Source organism: Gordonia sp. ALPHA1B1, from assembly GCF_005502615.1.
Classification (GTDB): domain Bacteria; phylum Actinomycetota; class Actinomycetes; order Mycobacteriales; family Mycobacteriaceae; genus Gordonia; species Gordonia hongkongensis.
The window spans coordinates 34485-58451 of sequence record NZ_SCOC01000012.1 but is presented as its reverse complement, the minus strand read 5'-3'; the positions used below and the strand labels follow the sequence as shown (position 1 = coordinate 58451).

The window sequence follows — 23967 nt, the reverse complement described above, 5'->3', positions numbered from 1 at the left end:
GCCAATGGACGTGGGGTCCGATTCGTCCGGGTCCGCCACCGCCGGGCGCGGTAGCGGCGGCAACAGTGCCGCACAAACACTGATGATCGCCTATGACGGGTCCCCGAACGCCGACCGCGCCATTCGCTACGCCGGACAATTTCTCCGCGCGCAATCCGCAGTGGTCGTCACCGCCTGGCAGCCCGGCGGCATGACGCCGGCACGTATGTCCACCCTCGCCGGCGGGATGCAGCCGTTCATCGACACCCAACTCGACGCCGGCGTCGACCAGGCGCTCGAAGACGAGGCCGCCTCGATCAACGAGCGCGGCGTGACACTCGCCGCCGACTGCGGGCTGACCGCGCGCGGATCACTCGTGGAAGTGGAGTCGACGGTGTGGGGTGCGCTCGTCGCCGCCGCCGAAGCGCTCGACGTCGATCTCCTGGTCACCGGAACGCGCGGCGCATCGGGACTCAAGGCACTGCTGCGGTCCAGCGTCGCCGAACGGGTCCTCAAACATTGCCATCGGCCGGTGTTCATCGTGCCCGCGAAGTGCGAGAAGGGACCGCAGGTCACGCTGTAGCGCAGCTCTGCTGGCCGAGCGTCCCCACCTGACGGCCGAGCTAGTCGAGGTCACCAAGTGGCTTCGACACGGCGCCTCGCTGCGCTCGGAGCCGGCTCAACCAGCGGGGGCGGGGCGCCCGCCGGGCCGAGCGTCCCCACCTGACGGCCGAGCTTGTCGAGGTCACCAAGTGGCTTCGACACGGCGCCTCGCTCCGCTCGGAGCCGGCTCAACCAGCGGGGGTGGGGCGCCTCGACCTCGACGCGCTCCTTCGTCGCTTGCTCGGCCCGGCGGCTCCGCTCGGGGCCGGCTCAACCAGCGGGGGGCGAGCCGGCTCGAGCAGCGGGGACGGGTGCCCGCTCAACCGGCGGTGGGGACCAGCTCAATCAACAGTGACGTGTCCTGATCTGTGGGATGCGTGGCCTGGACGCCACGGTGCGGGTCGGAAACGATGTCTTCATGACTCGATCGGTGGTGATCCTCGGATACCCCGGGGTGCAGGCCCTGGACGTGACCGGTCCGGCCGACGTGTTCACCACCGCGTCGTATGCCCTTGCCGACCAGGGCGCGCAGGTCCGCTATGACCTGCGGCTGGTGTCGAAGTCCGGTCTGCCGGTGGGCACCGGCGTCGGGCTGGAGTTCGTCGCGCAGCCGCTGCCCGACCCGGCCGAGCCGCTCGACATCCTGATCCTGCCCGGCGGCACCGGCGTCCACGACGCCTCCCGCGACCCCGACCTCGTCGACTGGATCCGACGGGCGGCGCAACGGGCACGACGCGTCGTCAGCGTGTGCAACGGCGCGTTCCTCGCCGCCGAGGCCGGCCTCCTCGACGGCAAACGCGCGACGACGCACTGGGCCGTGACCGGGTTGCTCGCCGAGCGATACCCGTCGATCCAGGTCGACGCCGAGGCCCTGTTCGTGCGCGGCAGCGACCGGGTGTGGAGTTCCGCGGGCGTCACCGCCGGTATCGACCTCTCGCTGGCCCTCATCGAGGAGGACCACGGCACCGAGCTCGCACAGCTCGTCGCGCGGTGGCTCGTCCTCTACATGCGGCGCCCAGGTGGTCAGAGCCAGTTCGCCCCGCCGGTGTGGATGCCTCGGGCCCGGCGCACGGCGATCCGCGAGATCCAGGAACGCATCGAGGCCGAGCCGGGCCGGGTGCACCGCGTCGACGATCTCGCCCGCGACGCGTCGATGAGCCCGCGTCATTTCTCCCGCATCTTCACCGACGAGACCGGTGAGGCGCCGGGCGCCTATGTCGAACGGGTCCGGACCGACGCCGCCCGCCGGGCACTCACCCAGGGCGACGACACGATGCCGGTGATCGCCACCCGGTGCGGGTTCGGGTCGGCCGAGACGATGCGGCGCACCTTCGTCCGCCGGCTCGGCGTGCCGCCCGATCAGTACCGCCGCACCTTCCGCTAGACGCACACCCGAGAACCCACGACCCGAAAGGCATCCATGACCCAGATAGCGATCGTGCTCTACCCGCAGTTCACCGCGCTGGACTTCATCGGCCCCTACGAGGTGCTGCGAGCCCTGCCCGACACCGAGGTGAGGTTCGTCTGGCACGAACCCGGGCCGGTCGTCGCCGACTCGGGCGTGCTCGTCGTCGGAGCCACGCATTCGTTCGACGAGACCCCACCACCGGACGTTGTCCTGGTGCCAGGTGGTCCCGGTTTCCTGGCCGCCTCGCAGGACGAGAAGGTCCTCGACTGGCTGCGTGCCGTACGGCCGGGCGCCCAGTGGACGACGTCGGTCTGCACCGGCTCGATCATCCTGGCCGCGGCCGGTCTGCTCGACGGGAAGCCCGCCACGACGCACTGGTCGTCGATGGCCGGGCTGACGCTGCACGGGGCGAAGGCGGTGTCGGACCAGCGGATCGTGCGTGCCGCGCCCGACGACGACCTGGTCACCGCGGCCGGCGTATCCGCGGGCATCGACCTCGCGCTCTGGCTGGCCGAACAGATCGCCGGGCGTGCACGCGCCGAGGCGATCCAGTTGATCATCGAGTACGACCCGCAGCCCCACCTGGACTCCGGGCATCGTTCCAAGGCCTCTGCCAAGACGATCGCGACGTCTACGATGCTGCTCAGCCGCGACGTCGACAAACCCGAGATGGTGAAGTCGAGCGTGCGTCTGTTGTGGGATCGCGCCCTCACGAAAGTGCGTTCCGGACGTTGAGCTCGACACCGTGCACCCGCAGGTGTCAGCGGGTGTCACCCGGAAACGGACTCGAGCGATGGTAGTTTCATCGACATGACCAACAACCGCCTTGTCGCCGGAGCCGTCGCCGGGGTCGCCGGCATCCTGGTGGGACTCGGCGCGGTGTTCCTCGGCGGGTTCCTGGCCTCCGAGAACAGCCCGTCCACCGATCTGAACAACATCAGCCCGAACAACGGATTCGTCCAGGGTTCGGTGGACTACGGTTCGCGCGGCGGAGCCGGCGAGACCAACTGACCCATCCACGACGCCGCCGGTCCCGGCGTCTCCTGATCGACAGCAGCCGCAACTGAGTACTCCGCCTCCGCCACCGGATCAGTCCGTACTCAGCCGACGCGGTATCGCCGTCGTCGGCGCGATCTCGCTGCTGATCTGCCTGCTGCAGTCACCGGGCCGCATCGCCGCCGACACCAAACTCGACCTCACCGCGAATCCGCTCGGGTTCCTCGCGCGCGCCGCGCATCTGTGGACGCCGAACGCACCGATGGGGCAGGTGCAGAACCAGGCCTACGGGTACTTCTTCCCCCACGGGGCGTTCTTCGCCCTGGGTGACCTTCTCGCCGTTCCGCCGTGGATCGTGCAACGCCTCTGGTGGGCGGTGCTGCTCACCGTCGGCTTCGTCGGCATCGTCCGCCTCGCCGAGATGCTGCGGCTGGGCTCGCCCGCCTCGCGGATCATCGCCGCCGCCGTCTTCGTGCTCAGCCCGCGGGTCCTGACCACCCTCGGCTCGATCTCATCGGAGACCCTGCCGATGATGCTCGCCCCGTGGGTGCTGATCCCGGTGGTGCGGGCACTCGACACGCGGGCCGAGAACGCTGCCCCGCTGTGGCGGGAGGCCGCGCGTGCGTCGGCCGCGGTCGCGCTGATGGGCGCGGTCAATGCCGTCGCCACGCTGGCAGCGCTCGGCGTCGCCGCTCTGTGGTGGCTGCTGCACAGTCCGCGCGACCGACGCTGGTGGCGGTTCGGCGCCTGGACCGCCGCCGGCCTGACCCTGGCGTGCGCGTGGTGGCTCGTCCCGCTGCTGATTCTGTCGCGCGTGAGTCCGCCGTTCCTGGACTACATCGAGTCGTCCCGGGTCACCACGCAGTGGACCTCGCTCACCGAGGTGCTGCGCGGGGCGAGTTCGTGGACGCCGTTCGTGTCCCCGGAACGGGTCGCCGGGGCAGTGCTCGTCACCCAGCCCGCCGCGGTGCTGGCGACCGGGACCATCGCAGCCGCGGGACTCGCCGGATTGTGCATGCGGCACATGCCGTTCCGCGGCCGTCTCGTCGCGATTCTCGGCGTCGGCCTCGTCCTGATGTGCGTCGGCTACGCGGGTGAACTCGGGTCACCGGTCGCCGAGCAGGTACGCGTCTTCCTCGACGGCTCCGGCGCCCCGCTGCGCAACATCCACAAGTTCGAGCCGCTGCTCCGCATCCCGCTGGTCCTCGGTGTCGCACATCTCCTGGCGCGGGTTCCGCTGCCGGGGAGTGCGGGTCGCCGGGAGACGCTCTCCGCCTTCGCCCAGCCCCAGCGGTCGCGACCGGTCGCGGCGACGATCGTCCTGCTCGTCGCCGTCATCGGCGCCGGGTCGTTGATGTGGACCGGTCAGCTCGCGCCGGACGGTACGTACCAGGCGATTCCACGCCACTGGGAGCAGACCGCCGACTGGCTGGCCGAGCACAGCGAACGCGACGACGGCGCCCCGCCCGCCCGCGCGCTGGTCGTCCCCGGCGCCCCGTTCGCCGACCAGCTCTGGGGGCTCACCCGCGACGAACCGCTGCAACCCCTGTCCGACACCCCGTGGGCGGTCCGCGACGCGATCCCGCTCACCCCGCCGGGCGCGATCCGCGCCCTCGACTCCGTACAGCGGGAGATCGCCGCGGGCCGTGGATCGCCCGGTCTCGCCACCACCCTCGCCGGGCAGGGCATCGGTTTCGTCGTCCTCCGAGCCGATCTCGACCCCGACACCTCGCGGTCGGCCCGCCCGCTGCTCGCGCAACAGGCGCTCGACGAGTCGCCCGGGCTCCGTCGCGTCGCCGAGTTCGGTCCGCCGATCGGGCCACCGAGCGTCCGAGGAGTGGTGCGCGACAACGGGCTATGGCCGCCGATGCCCGCGGTGCAGATCTACGCCGTCGGCGAACCGGGCACGCCGACGACCGGCACCGGTCCGCGACTCGTCGACACCACCGGGCTCCCCCACATTGCCGGCGGGCCCGAGGCGATCGCCGAACTGGCCGACGTCCGCGCACGCCAGGGGCTTCCCCCTCTCGGACCCGTCGTGCTCGACTCCGACGCCCGCCGCGCCGGGATCGTCGACGGCCCGCTGATCGTGACCGACACACCCGCTGACCGGGAGACCGACTTCGGCCGCGTCGACGACCACAGTTCGGCGATCAGGTCGCCGTCGGACCCGCGTCGGACCCAGAACGCCGTCGCCGACTACCCCGTCGACGGTCAGCCGTTGGTTCACGGAGAGTGGTTGCTGGACAACCAGAGCGGCGAGGTCGAGGTGTCGACGTCGGGATCGGCGGCGGACGCGGTCCAGCCCGGACAGACCTCGCCGGCCAACTCGGCGGCCGCGGCCTTCGACCGCAATCCGCAGAGCGCCTGGGTGAGCGGCGGGTTGGAGAGCGCGGTCGGCCGATGGATGCGCATCGGTTTCACGACGCCGCGCACCGATCTCGCGGTGACCCTGACGACCGCGAAAGCACTCGGACCCGACGTCACCAGCGCGCTGATTACCACCGAGGCGGGCAGCACGGTCGTCTCCGGTCTCGCCCCCGGCGAACCGGTCACCGTGACCGCCCCCAGCGGTCCCACCGGTTGGCTCCAGATCCGCGCGCTCCGCACCGACGACGGCACGGCCGGAAACCAGTTCGCGCTCGGCGAGGTCACGGTCTCCGATCTGCGAACCGCGACGCCGTTGCGGATCCGCCATCGCGTGGTGTTGCCCGAACTCGAGGCCGGCACCGACGTGGCCCAGTGGCTGCTGTATCAGGAGCTGTCCGGGCGGGCGTCGTGCGTCCCCGACCCCGAGCGGCAGATGACCAGGTGCGCACCGGGTCTCGCACTGTCGCCGGAGACGTCGGCGGTGTTCGGGCGAGCGCTCTCGGTGCCGTCGGATGTCACCGTCTCCCCCACCGCGATCCTGCGACCCCGACCCGGTGATGCTCTGGATCGGCTTCTCGCCGAGGACGACCGGGTCACGGCGCGCGGGCCCCGCCCGGTGACCGATCCTCGCGGCGGGCCCGCGGCTGCCGTCGACGGCGACCCCGGAACCTCCTGGACCGCACCGGAGATCCCGGACGAACGGTCATCCCCGGCGCGCGACGGTCGAGCCGATGACGATGCAGCAGCCGACGAGAACAGTCCCACCCTGGTCTTGGACCTCCCGCGCGAACAGCGGGTCGAGTCGCTGACGATCGCCGCCCCGCGAGGGTATCCCGCGGCGCCCACCGAGGTCGCCGTCGACCTCGGGACCGGTGAACAGATCCGCGAGGTGGACGAGAACGGCGTCGTACGACTCGATCCCGCGGTCACCGACCGCGTCGAGATCACCATTCGCGCCCAGTCCGACCTGATCGACGTCAACAGCCTCGGATTCGCCAGTCCCGCACCACCGGGGATCGCCGAGGTGCAGGTGTTCCCGTCGCCGGCGACCGGTACGGACGCCGACCGGATCGTCGAGATCGGTTGCGACGCCGGGATCGGCCTGACCGTCGCGGGTCAGGTCGTCCGGATGTCCGTGCGCGCCACCGCGTCCGAGCTGCGCAGCGGACAGCCGGTGGCCGGGCGCCCGTGCGGCGGCGGCCGGCTCGTACTGCCCGCCGGCCAGCAGGAGGTGTCGGTCAATCCCGGCGACGCCTTCACCGTCGACGCCCTGTCGCTGGTGGACGGTGATCCGGTCTCGGCGCCCGCGTCGACGTCCCCCGCGGTGACCGAGTGGTCGCCGGCGCGGCGAGCGGTGACGGTCGACGCCGGTGCGCAACGACTGCTCGTCGTGCCCGAGAGCACCAACCCGGGGTGGCAGGCGCACCTCGACGGCGCGCAGCTACGGCCGGTCGTCGTCGACGGGTGGCAACAGGGGTGGGTCGTTCCCGCCGGTGCAGGCGGAACCGTCGAACTCACCTTCCGATTCGACTCGCTGTACCGGTGGGCGCTGGTGATCGGGCTCGCGCTGATGGCGCTGCTGCTCGTCGCCGCGTGGTGGCCGTCGGCGCGTCGCACCCGGGCCGGTGAACCCGTCGTGGTTCCGTCCGGGCGCGGCAGCATGCTCGCCGCGGGGGGTGCGGTGTTCGCCGCGGCGTGGCTGGTGTCCGGCTGGTGGGGACTCGTGGCCGCCGTCGTGGTCGGCACCCTCGCCGTGGCGATACCGCAGAAAGCCGGCGTCACAATCACATTCGTGGCGATGATGACCGCGACCATCGGGCTGGCGGCCGGCCCCTGGCACGCCTCGGGCGGGTACCACGGGTCGCAATGGTGGGTTCAGCTACCGGCGCTGGTGGCGGTGTCGATGACGGCGTGGCTGGTGTTCTGGTCGGCCGTCGACGACGGGCCTGATGACGACGGGCCTGACGACGACAAGGCGTCGGCCGCGTCGTGGCGCGAACGGTGGCGACGACGATTCTCACGGTTGCGCAACCAGTTCCGGGCCGGCTCTTCGATGAAGGCATAGCTGGCCGCAGCGACGCCGATCGACAGCCCGAGGGTGATCACGAGCACCAGGAGGGTGTCGCCGCTGAACGGCACGATGCCGAACAGCGGGAAGACCACTGCCAGTATCGCGACATGCCAGATGAAGATCCCGTACGACCACCTCCCGAGCGCGAGCATCACGCGTGAGGTGAGGATGCGGAACGGCCCGTCGTTGCAGACGAGTGGGGCGAGCAACGCATATCCGCAGAGCGCGCCGAGAACCATCTTGGTGGCGAACTCGATCTCGGTGACCGCGCCTAGACCGGTCGGACCGGCGATCCTGGTGCATGCCAGCGCGTAGGCGACGACGAGGACGCCCAGCATGAGCGGGCGGTTCGCGCTGAGGCGGATCGTTCCCGCCATCCAGCGGCCCGTCCCCGACGTCCCGGATGCAGAACCCGATTCCGGTTCACGTTCGAGGACTCCGGCGATCTCGGCCAGGACCAGACCCGCGACGAACCACGGGAGGTGGCCGAACACCCAATTCTTGGTCTCCACACCGTCGGCCACGGGCAGCGAGGTGCCGACCCAGGCCCAGCCGAGGCTCAGCGCACCGAGGAGGACGAGCGCCGGCACCCGCGCACGCAGACGGCTCCCGCGCAGCCGCAGGAGAGCGAAGCCGATGAGCGGCAGCAGTGCGTAGAAGGCGATCTCGACCGAGAGGCTCCACATCTGGGTCAGACCGGCGGTCAGTGTCAGCGGCACGAAGACCTGCGTGAGCGTGAGGTTCGCCAGCCAGACCTGCGCATCCGCTCCCTGCGCCTCGGGGAGCAGCAGGATCACCAGCGTCACCACGACCACGTAGGCCGGCCAGATCCGGACGACGCGGTGGCGGAAGTACCGCGGCACCGACGGGTGCCCGGTCCCGCGATGCGCGGCGTCGACCCACGGTCGCCAGAGCAGAAAGCCGGAGAGCGCGAAGAACAAGGCGACCGCGAGGTCGAGACGACCGAGGACCGGTCCCAGCACGGGGATCTCGACCGCGCGGGTCTGGAAGGCCACGTGCGTGACCAGGACCCCGATCGCGGCGATGGCCCGCATGCCCTCGAGCTGCGGATAGAACCGCCGGGCGGTAGCCGTTGCGGGCTCGGCGGTGGCGGGGCTGGTGGGGCCGGGGTCGGTGCTGGTCATGCTGCTGACAGGGTAGCCGGGAGGCGTTGCGTACCCTCGCCACCATGTCCTCGCCGTCCTCGTCGCACCCGGAGCCCCATCGCTGGTCGACGGCGGACCTCGCGGGACCGACGCTCATCTTCGTCGGCGCATTCTTGCTCGCGGTGACGATCGCGCTGCCCACCCTGCTCGTCGGCGGGTTCCGCACGATCCCGCTGAGCACCGATTTCACCACCGTCGCCACGGCCGACGACGCGACGATCTTCGACCGATGCTCGCTGGAGACCCGGACGGCCCGTACCGTCGGCGCCGACCTCGTCCGGCAGCAGCGCGTCGTGGCGGTGCAGCCGTCCGACGAACACCGGGTGACGCTGCAGGCCGGTACGTCGATCCAGGCCGAGAAGCTGCGCATCGACGATCGCGAGGTCGACCCCGGTGATCCGCGCCCCGGTGTCGATGCCGATGACCCGGCACAACCGTGCAACGAGGCGACCGTGAATGCCATCAAGGATCGGGTCACGCTGGACCGGGAGAACGCGCTGCCCCGACTCGCCGCCCGCGGGGCGTCGGAGATCCAGTACGACAGCGGTCAGGCCGCGGTGCTCGTCCCGGACCGTCGCGGCGTCACCTATCTGCTGCCCTTCGACACGGCGACCGCCGACCGCGAGTTCTTCGACCCGATCACCCGCACCACCGTGCCGATGGTCCACGACGGTGACACCGAGGTGCAGGGTCGCGACGTCGCACGGTTCCGCGCCGAGGTCCCTGACACCGACCTCGCCCGCGAAGCGCTGGGTCGACCGGTCGGCACGAAAGTCTCGATCACGCGTCCGGCGTCGTGGTTCGGGTTCGGCGACTCGAGCCGGCCGTTGACCGCGAGCCTCCATCACCGGAGTTCGTGGGATCTCGCCGTCGACACCCGGACCGGCACCATTGTCGACGCCACGATCACCGTCGACGAGGCGTACCGCTTTCCCGACGGCATCCCCGGCGTCCCGACCGGCTTCGAATTGCCGCATCTGCGCGCGACTTTCGGCTACGACGACGACACGCAGGCCCGGATGACGGACCTGGCCGACGATCTCGCGTCCCCGATCCTGATCTGGGGCCGGCTCGTACCGATCGGCACCGCGGTCCTGGGCCTGGTGGCACTGGTGGCCGGATTGATACTGATCAACCCGGCCTGGCTACCCGCCCGGTTCCGGCGCCGGAGTGGCGCGGAAACCGTTGGCGGGCAACCGGAGTGACGGAGACCGGCGTCAGGAGGTCGACTCGGCGGCGAGCCTGCCGAGGGTGTCGTTCAGCTGGTGCTCGGTGACGAGCGGGAACTTGACCTTCTCGAGCAGCTTCTTGTCGGTGACCTTCGACCAGTCGTAGGTGTGGCGCACCAGCGTCTCGTTCGGACCCTGGGACTCCAACTCCCACAGCCATTCCCACCCGGGCGGCTCGGTGCCGGCGGGGGCGGTCTGCCATGCCAGCAGCTTGTCCTTGGCGTAACCGGTGACATGGTTGTCGGTCTTGTAGTCGCCGCCCATGTGGTCGCCCGACATGTTCATGGTGAACACGTCACCGACCTGCTGGATGCGATCGGCGTGGTCCACGCCGCGGATGAAACCCGAACCGTCGAGCGCCTGATGCCGTTCGGGATTGGAGAGGACGTCGAACACCGCGTCGACGGGCGCCTCGATCGTGCGTTGGACAGTGACCTGTGTGCTCTCGTTGTCGCTCATGACACAACACTGCCGAAACTTCGGGCACTCGGCAACGTCCGGAGTCCCGCTGCCCCCAGGTGCGAGCGAGGCGACTCAGCGCGCGACCGCCCACGTCCCCAGCGCGGCGATCGTGGCGGCCACGGCCGCGGTGCCCGCGACCCCGACCACCGAGCCGGTGAGGGTGACGATGACCAGCACCTCGGCGCCCACGACCAACCAGGGGCCCAGTGCCACCCGCGTCCGGTCGCGCGCGATCGCCGACAGCAGGACGACCTGCAGGACGGCGAGTGCGGCGCCGATGTAGGCGAAGAGCCACAGGATCGGCACCAAGGCGTCGTAGCCGTCCCCGAAGACGAACGGGACGACCGGGCCCGCCGCGCCCGCCAGCACGGTCAGGACGACCCCGATCCCGGCGACCACCGTCACCGCCTGACGCAACGAGGCCGACGACCGTGCTGGGTCGGCGAGACGCGGATAGAAGACGACGCCGATCGCCTGCGGGAGCCAGAAGGCCACCTTCGTCGCGATCGCGCCGAGGGCGTACACCCCGACCTCCTCGGCGTCGAGGACCCGGGGCGAGAGCAGCAGGTCGATCGACGACGCGACGATCAACACCAACTGGACCTGCGACGCGCGCACCACGCTGAGCACCCCGGCGGCTCCCGACGGCGCGCGCCCCGGCCGTCCGGACCGTGACATCGACCAGACCACGAGCCAGACGACGCCCGCCGACGCGGCGGCACCCAGCGTCCCGGCCAGCAGCCCACCGGCCGGTCCGGCGCCGGCGGCGAATGCCCAGATGATCGGCATCGATCGTGCGACTCCGACGACGGCCAGCACCCAGGACAACGCCCGGAACTCGCCGCGTCCCTGCAGAATCCCCTGACCTGCGGCGATGAGCGCCAGCAGCGGCGCCGAGGCGAGTGCCGCGGCCGTCGTCGCGACGTCGGTGCGCAGCAGCAGCGCGACCAGCGGGGTGGCGACGACGGTGAGTACGACGACCCAGCACGTCGTCACCACACCCAGCGCGCGGAGCCGTCCCTCGTCACCGCCGAGCACAACCTCCCGGGCGATGACGTTCTGCAGCGCCATCGCCGGCACACCCAGCACGAGCATCGCCGACAGCAGCACCGCGAACTCGCCGTATTCGCTGACGTCGAGGAAGTGCGCACTCGCGACGAGGTGCACCACGTACATGCAGACGTTGGCCACCATCGACCCGATCGCCACCGAGCCGACGGCGCCGACCGTGCCCGTCGTCCGGCGCGTCTGCTGCATGGACCAAGTGTGCCGATTGCGCCGACGCGGTCTCGCGCGGGGCGGGCGCGAGGTGCCGCGCGGGACGCGCGTGCCGGGTTTTGCACGGGCAGTCCGGCATAGGCAACGATGGGAAGGCTGTTGCCGAGCGCGGGTCCCCCCGATCGCGCGTGTCCACCGGACCGAGAGACCCTGATGTACGACGACAACCCCACCTACGACGCCGAGTCGACCGACATCGGTTCGCGCATCGACCCGGTGCTGGCCCGGAGCTGGCTGCTGGTCAACGGCTCCCACTACGCCAAGTTCGAGCCGGCCGCCCGCTCGCGCGCCGACATCGTCGTGTTGGACATCGAGGACGCGGTGGCTCCGAAGGACAAGGTCTCCGCGCGCGACAACGTCGTCCGTTGGCTCGGGCCGAAGGAGGGCGCGGCCGGCCCCGGCGCCGGAGACTGGGTTCGCGTGAACGGATTCGGCACACCGTGGTGGGCCGATGATCTCGAGGCGCTGTCGCAGACCGGCGTCGGCGGGGTGATGCTGGCGATGGTCGAGTCCGTCGACCACGTCACCGAGACCGCCAAGCGACTGCCCGGTCTGCCGATCGTCGCGCTCGTGGAGACCGCACGCGGGCTGGAACGCATCAGTGAGATCGCGGCCACCAAGGGCACGTTCCGTCTCGCGTTCGGTATCGGGGATTTCCGCCGCGACACCGGGTTCGGCGAGAACCCGCAGACCCTGGCCTATGCCCGTTCGCGTTTCACGATCGCCGCGAAGGCCGCCCACCTGCCGAGCGCCATCGACGGCCCGACGGTCGGTTCCAGCGCGCTCAAGCTCAGCGAGGCGACCGCGGTCAGTGCCGAGTTCGGCATGACCGGCAAGATCTGCCTCACCCCGGGCCAGTGCGCGCAGGTCAACGAGGGACTGTCCCCCTCGCAGGACGAGATCACCTGGGCGCGCGAGTTCTTCGCCGAGTTCGAGCGCGACGGCGGCGAGATCCGCAACGGCTCCGACCTGCCGCGGATCGCGCGGGCGACCAAGATCCTGGACCTGGCCCGGTCGTACGGCATCACTGAGTCCGACTACGACGACGACCCGGTGCACGCCCCCGCCCCCTCGGACACCCACCACTTCTGATCGGCTCGCCGCGGTGACTCCCCGACGACTGCTGCCGGTTCTGTACGGCACCGGTGTCGCTGCGGCCGCGGTGATCCTGGGACCGCTGCTGCCCGGCCTGATCGGGGCCGGCGACCGGTACCTGCTGTACCGCGATGCGGTGTCCACGCCGCGCACCCATGTCACGGACACCACGCTCGGGATCGGTGACCTGCCGCCCCGCGCCGTGCCGCAGGACTGGTTCCTCGCGATGGTGAGCACCGTCGTCGACGGCGGGATCGTCGTGCTGGCGGTCCTCGCCGCGGCCCTGGTGTGCGCGGGCGTCGGGTACGGACGTCTGGCAGCTCGCCTGGTCCCGGGCGCCGGGCGCACCGGTGCCGCGGCGGCCACGCTTGTCTCGGTGTGGAATCCGTTTGTCGCCGAACGTCTTCTCCAGGGTCACTGGAGCCTGCTGGCGGGTTATGCCGCATTGGGGTGGATTCTCGTCGCGGTTCTGGACCTGCGGGAGCACGCCCGGCTGATTGAGCCGGCACCGAGCGAGGCGAGAAGCCGAGTCACTCCGCTGGTTGAGCCGGCACCGAGCGAAGCGAGGAGCCGAGTCGAAGCCACCCGGCGACCGGACCCCCGAGCAAGCACCGTCCAACTTCTTCAACTGGGCGGACTGTTCGCGGTCGCAGGCTTGACCCCCACTGGTTCTGTCCTCGCCGCAATCACTCTGGCGACGGCGCTCGTGGCCCGTCCGATCGGTCTGCGACCCACGATGGCCGTCGTTGCGCTCTGGCTCCTCAGCACACTGCCGTGGTTGCTGACGGCTTCCATCTCCGACGCCCCGACCACGTCCGCGGCCGCCGGGGTGGAGGCATTCGGCCTGCGGTCCGAGCCGTGGCTCGGCCCCGTGGGTACGGCCCTGTCGCTGGGCGGGATCTGGAACGCCGATGCGGTGCCGGCGAGCCGGACCATCGGGTGGGCCGCGGTGGCCACCCTCGGCCTGCTCCTCGTCGTCGCGGTCGGCGCCGGTCACCTGTGGCGTCGTCGTACGGAGTCGGACCCGCTGGTGCGCACCATCGCCATGCTCGCGGCGGTGACCGCGATCGCGTTGATGCTGAGCACTTTCGGACCGGTCCGCACCGGCCTGGGGTTCGTCGTCGAGCACGTCGGTGGCGGCGGGCTCCTCCGCGACACCCAGAAGTTCGCCGCACTTCTCGTCCCGGCGGTCGCGGTGTGTGTGGCCGCGGCCGTGGCAGCGGCGAGGCGTCGGGTCCCGTCGGGTTTCGCGTTCGCCGCGGTCGCACTGCTCGCGGTCGCGCCGCTACCCGACCTGGCGTGGGGGGTCGGCGGTGCGGTGCGCGCGATCGACTATCCCGACGAGTGGCGGCAGGTCGCCGAGATCGTGCCGCCGGACCGGGGTTCGGTCGCCCTGTGGCCTCCCGGCACGGTGCGCGAGTATCCGTTCGCACGCGATCCATCGCTCGATCCAGCGGCGCGGATGCTGCGGGCGCCGGTCGTCGAATCCGGTGAACTCCGGGTGGACGGCGAGGTGATCGACCCGGCCGGGGAGCATGCCGCAGCGGTGACGCGGGTGCTGGAGTCCGGCGGCTCTCCGGTAGCGCTCGCCGAGCTCGGCGTCGGGTGGGTGCTGGTCGAGAACGCTTCTCCACCTGACCAACTCGCGGACGCGGGACGCCTCGTGTTCGACGGGTCGGATCTGAGGCTGTATCAGGTGGGCGACGTCGTGGATCGGTCCGCCGACGCCACCGACCGTGCGATCGCCCTCGGCGCGCACCTCGTATGGGCCGCGCTGCTCATCACCGGCCTCGTCGGTCTCGGCGTCGGTGTGATCAGCGGCGCGAGTCGGACAGCACGGCGTCGAACGTCGCCATGAACCCGTCGCAGGTCGCCGACCACGAGTAGCGGCTGGCCGTGGTCTGCGCGTTCCGGCCGAGTCGATGCGCCTCGTCCGGATTGTCGATGAGTTTCCTCGTTGCGCTGGCCAGTTCGTCGACACCGTCGACGAGGAGCCCGGTGCGCCCGTCGTCGATGGAGTCGGCGAGTCCGGCGGCACTGCGGTAACCGATTGTCGGGACACCGTGCTGGGCGGCTTCGACGACCGCGAGGCCCCATCCCTCCTTACGCGACGGCATGAGGTGGACCCGGGCCCGGGCGAGCAGTTCGTGCTTGCGGCGTTCGTCGACGTGGCCGTGGAAGGTGACCGCGTCGGTCACCGCGAGGTCGGCTGCGGCGCGGTGCAATTCGTCCGACCACCAGCCACCGCCGATGACATCGAGACGGGCGTCGACACCGTCGCGACGCAGCCGGGCGAGTACGGTCAACGCGTCCTCGACCTGCTTGTGGGGCACCAGCCGCGACAGTACGCAGAGTCGTACCGGCACACCGGGAGTCGACGCCCCGGTGCGCGCGGGCGCCTCGATACCTTGAGGTACCGGATCGATCCCGTTGCGCACGACCGCGATCCGCCCGGCATCGACCCCCAGCGCGACGAGTTCGGACTTCGACGGCGTCGAGACCGTGACGTATCGGTTGCGCCGATGGACGCGCGGCGAGACCCGCGACTCGAGGAACCACCCGATGTGGCCGAGCAGACGGCCGGCGACCGGCCACTGCTCGCGATGACAGTGATGGACGAGGACGACCGTCGGAGCCGGTGAGACGAGCGACGAGAAGAACGGGACACCGTTCTGGGTGTCCACGACGACGTCGGGGCGGCACCCCGACAGCGGGCCGAACCCGAGCCGGCCCGCGACGATGGTTGCGAGCATGAGCGGATACACGCTGATCCGTCCGCCGGCGCGGAAGAACCGCATGCCGTCCCGGTGCTCGTGGCGCAGCGACCCCGGGTACGCGGACGTGAGGAAGGTGACGTTCGCGCCGCGTCGAGCCAGTTCGGCGCCCACCCGTTCCAGGTAGGTCTCGCTGCCGCCGCCCTGAGGGTGGCGGGTGTCCCGCCAGCACAGGAGCAGGATGTTCGACGGTGTGCGCATGTTGTCCGTCAGCCTACCGACCAGGCCGTGAGCACCGGAATCCGCCGCACGTCCGCCCGGCGAGGAACCTGTCGCCGAGACACCCCACTAGAGTGACCCGACGATGACGACTTCACTTCCCGGCGGCGCGCGGATGGCCCGGCTCGCCACCCTGCGACGCGCCGCGGGACTGCTGAACGACTTCCGCTACGAACAATCCGATCCCGCGCGCTTCTACGGCGCGGTCGCCGGCGACACCGCGGACATGGTCGAGGCGTTCGTCCCCGACATGGGCGGATCGGTGGTCCTCGACGTGGGCGGCGGTCCCGGATACTTCGCCGACGCCTTCCGGGCCCGCGGCGCGCACTACGTCTCCGTCGAACCCGATCCCGCCGAGATGCACGCCGGTGGGCTCGAGCATCGCGGATCGGTCCGCGGCTCCGGCCAGGCCCTGCCTTTCGCCGACGGATGCGTCGACGTCTGCCTGTCGTCGAACGTCGTCGAGCACACCCCGACGCCGTGGGAGATGGCCGACGAGATGCTTCGGGTGACGCGTCCCGGCGGCATCGTCATCATCAGCTACACACTCTGGTGGGGACCGTTCGGCGGTCACGAGATGGGCCTGACGCACTATCTCGGCGGCCATCGGGCGGCCCGGCTGTACACCCGACGCCACGGTCACCCGCCCAAGAACCTCTACGGCACATCGCTGTTCGCGGTCTCCGCCGCCGACGGGCTGCGCTGGGCCCGATCGGCGACCGGTGCCGGGCGCGCCGACCTCGTCGCGGCATTCCCCCGCTACATCCCGCGCTGGATGTGGTGGGTCATGCGCGTACCCGTGCTCCGGGACGTCCTCGGCACCAACTTGGTGCTCGTCCTGCGTCGACGCTGACGTGCTCGGAGTCCGGTTGCGTCTGGCTGAGCCCACTGCTGGTTGAGCCGGGACTGAGCGAAGCGAAGCCCCGAGTCGAAGCCACCTCCGCACCCAGGGGCCTGAACTACTCGGCGGCGAGGTCCGCGGTGCAGTTGAGGGTGCCGCCCTGACTGGTCGCGGCGGCCAGCTGTTCACCGTCGGCGAGGATGGCGCACGACACCGGTCCGCGGATCACGATGGCCGACATGCTCGCGCGGGTTCCCTCGAGCTGCACCCGCTGGGACCACGGCGAGCCGATCGCCGGGATCACCGTCGGCGATCCCTGGCCGCGGGTGAACGTCAGCGCGACGACGTCCCCGTTGCCGGTCAGCTGGTAGGTGATGGTCCCGGAGCGCTGAGTCGTCGTCGTGGTCGACGTCGTCTCCTCGGTGGTCGGGGTGCTCGACGACGTCGTCTCGCTCGTCGTCGCCGGATCACTCGATTCGGTGGTCGACGATGACGCCGCGCTGGTGGAGTCGCCGTCGCCGGAGCGGGTGACCAGCACGACGACGAGACCGAGGACCACAAGTGCGATCAGGGCGACCAGGGCCAGCCCGATGGTCCGGCCCTTCGACCCGGAACCGCGGGGCGGTTCACCACCGGCCGGCGCGTCGTAGGGCGAGGCACCGTAGGGCGACCCGCCGGTGTACTGGGGGTCGCCATACTGGGGTTCGGTGTAGGGACCCGGATATGGCTGTCCCGGCTGATGCGGTTCGGTGTACGGACCCGGATAGGGCTGACCGGCCTGGTGCGGTTCCGTGTAGGGACCCGGATACGGCTGCCCGGGCTGCTGTTCGGTGTAGGCCTGCGACGGCGGTGCCGACGGGTCGAAGTCCGGATCGAACTGACGGGTCTCCGGCGGGTCGTTCCGCGGATCGTTGGGATCGCCCTCTGGTGGTCGGGTCATGCGGACGATTCTGTCATCCCGGACCGGTCCCGGACCCGACCACCACGAACCTGCGTCAGATGTCGGCGATCGCTTCGAGCGGTCCGGTGCGCGCCGCGCGGACGGCCGGCCACAACGCGGCCAACACACCGACCACCGCCGACGCGATCAGCGTGATCGCGATGAGCGACCACGGGATCACCGGCGCGCCCAGGCCCCACTCGGCGAGCGTGCGGACCAACGCGACGCCGATGACGGTCCCGAGGAGCACACCCAGCACTGCGCCGAAGATCGAGATCAGCACCGATTCGAGGTAGATCGAGCGTCGCACCTGGGCTCGGATCATGCCGATCGCGCGCAACATCCCGATCTCGCGTTTGCGTTCGACCACCGACAGCGCAAGCGTGTTGATGATGCCGAGCACCGCGATCAGCAGTGCCAGCCCGAGCATCGCGTACAGCGTGCCGAGCATCTGATCGATCTGCGACGAGATCTGGCCCTTGAACTGATCCCGGTCCTGGATCTGCACCGTCAGGTAGTCCGACGTCGCATTCTCCAGATCGGTACGCAGGGTCTCGAGGTCGGTGCCCGGCGCGGCGTTCACGAAGAGCGTGACATTGACCCGTGCGAAGGGCGGGACCAGCTTCTCGTAGACGTCCGGACCCACGACCCACGGTTGCAGCGCCTCATTGTCCGCGTAGACGCCGGCGATCGGGACCTGGACCTGCTCGCCCGTCGCGGAGGTGAACGTGACCACGTCGCCACGCTGCCAGCCGTTCGCCTTGCCGGTCCGCTCGCTGATCAGCATCCCGTCGGCGGGCAGATCCGACGACGCGCCGTCCTGCATGTCCATCACGGTCACGCTGTTCAGCGGGCCGCCGAGCGCCGAGAACCCGGTCTCCGATCTGCCGTCGACCTTGGCCTGGACGATGCCGAACGACACCACCTCGGCGACGCCGGGCACCCCGTCGATCGCGCCGGTCACCGCGGGCGGCAGCGGCGACTGGTTGGTGCCCGCCACGATGTAGTCGGCCGTGATGCCGGCGTCCACGGCATCGTCGACCGTGCCCTTGAACGACTGACCCAGGGTGCCGATGATCGCGACCAGCATCAGCCCGAGGGTGAGCGCGAACGCCGTCGCGGCCGAGCGCCGCGGGTTGCGGACCGCGTTGGTCCGGGCGAGGCGCCCGATCATGCCGAAGGGCGCACCGATGACCCGGCCGAGCACGCTGACGAACGGACGCGCGATCGCCGGGCCGATGAGGACGGCCGACAGGACCGCGCCCGCGGCGCCGGCACCCACCGTGATCGCGGGGCCCGCACCTTCACCCATCGCGCCGACCACGATCGCGGCGATCGAGGCGACACCGATGACCGCGCCGATGATCGTGCGGTTGCGCAACGAGGCCGACCCCTCGGCGGCCGATGCGCGCATGGCCTCCACGGGCGGCACCCGGGCGGCTCGCGCCGCCGGCACCCAGGCACTGACCATCGTCACCACGACGCCGACCAGGATGCCGGCGAGGATGGCATCCGGACCGATCGCCAGCTCACCGTCCGGCAGGCCCGATGTCGCACTGGTGATGGCCTTCAAGGCGGCCGCCAGCCCGATGCCGATGGCGAGACCGAGCGCGCCGCCGAGGACACCGACGACGAAGGCCTCGAACAGCACCGAGCGCGAGACCTGGCGCTGGCTCGCGCCGACCGCCCGGAGCAGCGCGAACTCCCGATTCCGTTGCGCGACGATCATCGAGAAGGTGTTGTAGATGATGAACGTGCCGACGACCAGACCGATCGCGGCGAACGCCAGCAGGATGTACTGGAAGATCTGCAGGAACTCGTTGACCTGCGCCTTCTGGTCCTCGCGGACCTGGTCGCCGGTGCGGACGTCGTAGAGATCGGCGTCGGCGCCGAGTGCGGAGATGATCCGTTCCTGCAACTGTTCCGGGGTGACCCCGGCGACGGCCGACATGTCGACGACGCCGACGTGCTCACCGTCGGTGAACAGGCGGGCCGACGTCGCGGCGTCGAACTGGGCGTTCACGTAACCGCCCGTCGAGCTGGGCGCGTCGACGAGGCCGACGACGGTGACCTCGAGCGGCTCCGAGTTGCCCTGCCCGACGACGATCTTGGTCTTCGACCCGACCTTCAGCCCCGCGGCCTCGGCCGCCGAGGTGTTCAAGACGATCTCGCCGGCGTTCTCGGGCCCGCGTCCACCCGGCAGGATCCGCGACTCGTCCGGGTCGAGCGCCTCCGCCGGCGGGATGTAGGTGCTGCCCACGCTCGGGGCGCCGCCGGTCTGGATGGCCTTGCCGTCGGAGTCGGCGACCGTGACCAGGCCGTTGTTGTTGACGACGAGTTTGTCGATGCCGAACTGGGCACGCTGGTCGCGGAGCTGGTCCACGATCGTGTTCGGCACACCCGGCGACTGCCGGTCGGCCGGGGTCACCTCGACCGCGACACCCTGCGCCGCACTGTCGAAGATGTCGTTGAAGGCCTTCGAGATGGACCCGGTGAACACGATCGACCCGGCCACGAACGAGGTGCCGAGGACGATCGAGAAGAGGGTGAGGAACAGCCGGAGCTTGTGTGCGCGCAGGTTCCGTAGCGAGACCCGGCGCATCACCGTCGAGGACGCCACGGCTCAGAGCGCTTCGGCGGTGTCGGGCGCAGGCACGTTGTCGAGGTTCTTCATGACCTCGAAGACGTCGTCGGCCGACGGCCGGGAGAGCTCCTGCACGATCTGGCCGTCGGCCAGGAACACCACTCGATCGGCGTACGACGCCGCGCGCGGATCGTGGGTCACGATGACGACGGTCTGCTTGAACTCGTCGGTCGCCGCCCGCAGGATCGACAGCACCTCGCCCGAGGAGCGGGAGTCCAGGTTGCCCGTCGGCTCGTCGCCGAAGATGATCGACGGCTTGCCGATCAGCGCGCGGGCACAGGCCACGCGCTGCTGCTGACCACCGGACAGTTCACTCGGCAGATGTCCGAGCCGGTCGGTGATACCGAGCCGGGCCACGACGGCGTCGAACCACTCGGTGTCGACGGTGCGGCCGGCGATGTCGACCGGCAGTGTGATGTTCTCCTTGGCCGTCAGCGTCGGCACGAGGTTGAACGCCTGGAACACGAAGCCGATGCGGTCGCGACGCAGCATCGTCATCGCCTTGTCCGACAACGCGGTGAGATCGGTGTCGCCGATGAACACCTTGCCGTCGCTCGCGACGTCGAGACCGGCGAGGCAGTGCATCAGGGTGGACTTACCCGACCCCGACGGCCCCATGATGGCGGTGAACTCGCCCTCCCGGAACGAGATGGAGACGTTCTTCAGGGCCTCGACGGCGGTGTCGCCGACGCCGTACCGCTTGGAAAGGTTGTCTGCCCCGGCAGCAACCGCGTGCTTCGGCGTCCCGGAATCATCGCCACCGTCGTCTCGAGCGGCCACATCAGTCGTCGTCATGCCCTCAACGGTGCCAAATCCTGCGCCGGTTGGCCATCAGGTAACACCCTGACCCCACCCTGACGGCAGTGACGTTGGGCACTGCCGTGGCGTCTACTTCGGGATCTGGACCTCGAAGGAGTGGAGGCGGTTGGGCGATCCGACGTTGTCCGACACCACGAGAAGGGTGCGGGTACGGGTCTTCGCGAACGGGTTGTCGGGGTGCCAGTTACCCCAGGCGAGTCCCGACATGTTGCCGGTGAGCAGGTGCGGCGTCGCGGTGGTCGAGAAGATGCGGCGCTTGGTCATCGCCTTCTCGCGTCCGCTGAGCTTCTTCTTGTTCGTCACCGAGGTGGCGCCCCGGGTCGTCGTCCAGAAGATGTTCGACAGCTTGCCCGGGCCACGTTCGAGCACGAGGAAGTCCGTCGAGTTGATGGCCAGCACATCGGCGGCCACCTTGTTGGCGTCGGTGCGATAGACGAACTCGCGATTGGTCTTGCCGAAGGTCAGCAGACGGGCCGATCGTGCGGCGTCCTGCCGGAGTCCGCCGGCGGTCAGGACGCTGACCTGACCCTGGGGTCCGACGGCCACGCCGGTCAGTCCGCGCTGACCTGCCAGACCCGACTTCGACGACGGGCGCCACACCGACGGGAGCGGAAGGTCGCGGAGGACCTGTCCGATGGGCCCGATCTGCCGGACGAACTGGTTGTTGCCGCCGCTGACGACCGTGTAACCGCCCGCGGACTGGCGGATGCCCTCGAACTGGGCCTGTCCGGGCAGCAACGGGAGGAACCACGGGCCGAGGACCGTGCCGCCGCCGTTGATCCGCGGCTGTCCGATGAAGGACGCGGTCACGGAGGTGTACCCGATCGACGCCGTGAAGAAGCGTGCCGGGAGCACGTCCTCGGCGATCATCACGTAGTTGCCGTTACCGGTCCGATCGATGCCGGAGATCCGGTTGACGGTGGGAAGCCCGTTCCCGATCGTCGTCGAATCCGTGAAGAACGCCGTGACCCCGGCCCCGGAAGACGGTGTCGCCGAAGCCGGTTGGACCGCGACCGACGACGCCAGTCCCAGCACGCAGGCAGCGGCGACCGAGGCGCCCCACAGACGTAGTTTCATGAGGGGCACGATACCTCAACCGTCACTTCAGACCCATCCGTACGTTCAGCCCCGGAACCGCGCAGCAAGGCCGCGTCAGGCCAGGCGCTGCTTCAGACCGTCGAGCTCGTCGCGCAACGAGCTCGGCAGCTTCTCGCCGACGAAGTCGAACAGCTCCTCGATGGACGGGATCTCCTCGCGCCACTCGTCGGGATTGAAGGCGAGCGCCTCCGCGACGTCCTCCGCAGGCACGTCCAGACCACTGACGTCGATCGACTCCGGCTTCGCGACGATGCCGATGGGGGTCTCGACACCCTCGGCCTCACCCTCGATGCGCTCGATGATCCACTTCAGCACGCGGCTGTTCTCGCCGAATCCGGGCCACAGGAAGCGCTTGTCGTCGCCCCGACGGAACCAGTTGACGTAGAACACCTTCGGCAGCTTCGACTCGTCGGCGTTCTTGCCGATGTTCACCCAGTGCTGCAGGTAGTCCCCGACGTGGTAGCCCATGAACGGCAGCATCGCCATCGGGTCGCGGCGCACGGTGCCGACCTTGCCCTCGGCCGCGGCGGTCTGCTCGGAGCCCACGGTGGCACCCATGAAGACACCGGTCTGCCAGTCGCGGGCCTCGGTCACCAGCGGCACCGTGGTCTTGCGGCGGCCGCCGAACAGGATCGCCGAGATCGGCACGCCCTTCGGGTCATCCCACTCGTCGGCCAGCGACGGGCACTGCGAGATCGGGGTGCAGTAGCGCGAATTCGGGTGCGCAGCCTTGTGATCGGACTCCGGCGTCCAGTCGTTGCCGAGCCAGTCGGTGAGGTGCGCCGGCGCCGGGCCGTCGATGTCCTCCCACCAGATGTCGCCATCGTCGGTGCGAGCGACGTTGGTGTAGAGGGTGTTTCCGGCCTCGATGGTCTTCATCGCGTTCGGGTTCGAGTCGTAGCTGGTGCCAGGAGCGACACCGAAGAAACCGAATTCGGGGTTGATCGCGTACAGCCGGCCGTCCTCGCCGAAGCGCATCCAGGCGATGTCGTCGCCCACGGTCTCGGCCTTCCAGCCGGGGATCGTCGGCTGGAGCATCGCGAGGTTGGTCTTGCCACAGGCACTCGGGAACGCCGCGGCGATGTAGTACACCTTGTTCGCCGGGCTGGTCAGCTTGAGGATCAGCATGTGCTCGGCCATCCACCCCTCGTCGCGGGCGATGACCGAGGCGATGCGCAGGGCATAGCACTTCTTGCCGAGCAGCGCGTTGCCGCCGTAACCCGATCCGAACGACCAGATCTCGCGGGTCTCGGGGAAGTGGGTGATGTACTTCTCGGTGTTGCAGGGCCACGGCACGTCGGCCTGGCCGTCCTCAAGGGGCGCACCGACGGAGTGCAGCGCCTTCACGAAGAAGCCGTCCTCGCCCAGGATCTCCAGGACGCGGGGGCCGACGCGGGTCATGATCTTCATCGACAGCACGACGTACTCGGAGTCGGTGATCTCGACACCGAGCTTGGGATCGTCGGAGTCCAGCGGGCCCATGCAGAACGGGATGACGAACATCGTGCGGCCGCGCATGCTGCCGCGGTAGAGCTCGGTCATCGTCGAACGCATCTCGGCGGGATCGACCCAGTTGTTGGTCGGGCCGGCGTCCTCTTCCTTCTCCGAGCAGATGTAGGTCCGCGACTCCACGCGGGCCACGTCGGCGGGGTCGGAGTTGGCGAGGAAGGAGTTCGGCTTCTTCTCCTCGTTCAGCTTCACCAGGGTGCCGGCCTGCACGAGGTCGGCGGTCAGGCGCTCCCACTCCTCGTCACTGCCGTCGGACCACACCACCCGGTCGGGCTGGGTCAGCTCGGCGACCTCGGCCACCCAGGCCAGCAGTCCCGCGTGCTTCGTCGGAGCGCTACTCGGGTCCAGTCCGGGAATGGTGGCTGCGGTCATCGTTGGGGCCTCCTCCGAGGTGGTGGCCGCTTGAATGGCCACCTGTCAGGTCGTCTCGCGGTCAAGGATACGTCCACCGAGCGGGCGCTAGGTC

General features: G+C 70.0%; 17 protein-coding genes and 1 pseudogene. 9 read left to right on the top strand and 9 right to left on the bottom strand.

Annotated elements, in window-relative coordinates:
* Positions 1 to 4 precede the first annotated feature (4 nt).
* From FFS52_RS10415 to FFS52_RS24100, 5 genes and pseudogenes are all read left to right on the top strand, one after another.
* Entirely contained in the window at positions 5 to 562 is a 558-nt protein-coding gene (locus tag FFS52_RS10415; RefSeq protein ID WP_137809634.1) for a universal stress protein, read from the top strand.
* A 438-nt stretch (positions 563 to 1000) separates the two neighbouring features.
* On the top strand, positions 1001 to 1966 hold the full coding sequence (locus FFS52_RS10410) for a GlxA family transcriptional regulator (RefSeq protein ID WP_137809633.1): 966 nt from the start codon (positions 1001 to 1003) through the stop codon (positions 1964 to 1966).
* Between the two features lie 36 nt (positions 1967 to 2002).
* Positions 2003 to 2725 carry a DJ-1/PfpI family protein gene (locus FFS52_RS10405; protein ID WP_137809632.1) on the top strand — a complete coding sequence of 241 codons (723 nt, stop codon included), beginning with the start codon at positions 2003 to 2005 and terminating at the stop codon, positions 2723 to 2725.
* Between the two features lie 75 nt (positions 2726 to 2800).
* Positions 2801 to 3001, top strand: a complete 201-nt coding sequence (locus FFS52_RS10400) for a DUF2613 domain-containing protein (protein WP_004023745.1) — start codon at positions 2801 to 2803, stop codon at positions 2999 to 3001.
* Positions 3002 to 3053: 52 nt separating this feature from the next.
* Positions 3054 to 5168: pseudogene (locus FFS52_RS24100) on the top strand (DUF3367 domain-containing protein); the annotation flags it as partial.
* A gap of 2063 nt (positions 5169 to 7231) precedes the next feature.
* Here FFS52_RS24100 and FFS52_RS10390 read toward each other — a convergent pair.
* Positions 7232 to 8572 carry an acyltransferase gene (locus tag FFS52_RS10390; RefSeq protein ID WP_212743751.1) on the bottom strand — a complete coding sequence of 447 codons (1341 nt, stop codon included), beginning with the start codon at positions 8570 to 8572 and terminating at the stop codon, positions 7232 to 7234.
* A 44-nt stretch (positions 8573 to 8616) separates the two neighbouring features.
* Here FFS52_RS10390 and FFS52_RS10385 point away from each other — a divergent pair, with 44 nt between their 5' ends.
* Positions 8617 to 9798: a DUF3068 domain-containing protein gene (locus FFS52_RS10385; RefSeq protein WP_137809630.1), complete on the top strand. Its 1182-nt coding sequence runs from the start codon at positions 8617 to 8619 to the stop codon at positions 9796 to 9798.
* Positions 9799 to 9810: 12 nt separating this feature from the next.
* Here FFS52_RS10385 and FFS52_RS10380 read toward each other — a convergent pair whose 3' ends face one another.
* Both FFS52_RS10380 and FFS52_RS10375 read right to left on the bottom strand, forming a co-directional pair.
* Positions 9811 to 10281 carry an SRPBCC family protein gene (locus FFS52_RS10380; RefSeq protein ID WP_078113249.1) on the bottom strand — a complete coding sequence of 157 codons (471 nt, stop codon included), beginning with the start codon at positions 10279 to 10281 and terminating at the stop codon, positions 9811 to 9813.
* Positions 10282 to 10356: 75 nt separating this feature from the next.
* A complete protein-coding gene (locus FFS52_RS10375) occupies positions 10357 to 11541 on the bottom strand; it encodes a polysaccharide biosynthesis protein (RefSeq protein ID WP_137809629.1) in 1185 nt (394 codons plus the stop codon).
* Positions 11542 to 11715: 174 nt separating this feature from the next.
* On the opposite strand from FFS52_RS10375, the gene FFS52_RS10370 reads away from it, so the two are divergent.
* Together FFS52_RS10370 and FFS52_RS10365 are read left to right on the top strand one after the other, a co-directional pair.
* Positions 11716 to 12654, top strand: coding sequence for a CoA ester lyase (locus tag FFS52_RS10370; protein WP_137809628.1), 939 nt, complete (start codon positions 11716 to 11718; stop codon positions 12652 to 12654).
* Positions 12655 to 12667: 13 nt separating this feature from the next.
* Positions 12668 to 14515, top strand: coding sequence for a hypothetical protein (locus tag FFS52_RS10365; RefSeq protein WP_137809627.1), 1848 nt, complete (start codon positions 12668 to 12670; stop codon positions 14513 to 14515).
* On the opposite strand, the gene FFS52_RS10360 is transcribed toward FFS52_RS10365, so the two are convergent.
* Positions 14472 to 15632, bottom strand: coding sequence for a glycosyltransferase family 4 protein (locus tag FFS52_RS10360; protein WP_137809626.1), 1161 nt, complete (start codon positions 15630 to 15632; stop codon positions 14472 to 14474). The two genes, FFS52_RS10365 and FFS52_RS10360, sit on opposite strands and share 44 nt — an antisense overlap.
* A gap of 103 nt (positions 15633 to 15735) precedes the next feature.
* On the opposite strand from FFS52_RS10360, the gene FFS52_RS10355 reads away from it, so the two are divergent.
* Positions 15736 to 16503: a class I SAM-dependent methyltransferase gene (locus FFS52_RS10355; protein WP_137809625.1), complete on the top strand. Its 768-nt coding sequence runs from the start codon at positions 15736 to 15738 to the stop codon at positions 16501 to 16503.
* Positions 16504 to 16609: 106 nt separating this feature from the next.
* Here FFS52_RS10355 and FFS52_RS10350 read toward each other — a convergent pair whose 3' ends face one another.
* The 5 genes from FFS52_RS10350 to FFS52_RS10330 form a co-directional block, all read right to left on the bottom strand.
* Positions 16610 to 17431, bottom strand: coding sequence for a hypothetical protein (locus FFS52_RS10350; RefSeq protein WP_065630340.1), 822 nt, complete (start codon positions 17429 to 17431; stop codon positions 16610 to 16612).
* A 55-nt stretch (positions 17432 to 17486) separates the two neighbouring features.
* On the bottom strand, positions 17487 to 20033 hold the full coding sequence (locus FFS52_RS10345; protein ID WP_137809692.1) for an ABC transporter permease: 2547 nt from the start codon (positions 20031 to 20033) through the stop codon (positions 17487 to 17489).
* Between the two features lie 21 nt (positions 20034 to 20054).
* Positions 20055 to 20870, bottom strand: a complete 816-nt coding sequence (locus tag FFS52_RS10340; RefSeq protein WP_137809624.1) for an ABC transporter ATP-binding protein — start codon at positions 20868 to 20870, stop codon at positions 20055 to 20057.
* 93 nt (positions 20871 to 20963) lie between these two features.
* Positions 20964 to 21971, bottom strand: coding sequence for an esterase-like activity of phytase family protein (locus tag FFS52_RS10335; RefSeq protein WP_137809623.1), 1008 nt, complete (start codon positions 21969 to 21971; stop codon positions 20964 to 20966).
* A gap of 75 nt (positions 21972 to 22046) precedes the next feature.
* Positions 22047 to 23873, bottom strand: coding sequence for a phosphoenolpyruvate carboxykinase (GTP) (locus FFS52_RS10330; RefSeq protein WP_137809622.1), 1827 nt, complete (start codon positions 23871 to 23873; stop codon positions 22047 to 22049).
* Positions 23874 to 23967 lie beyond the last annotated feature (94 nt).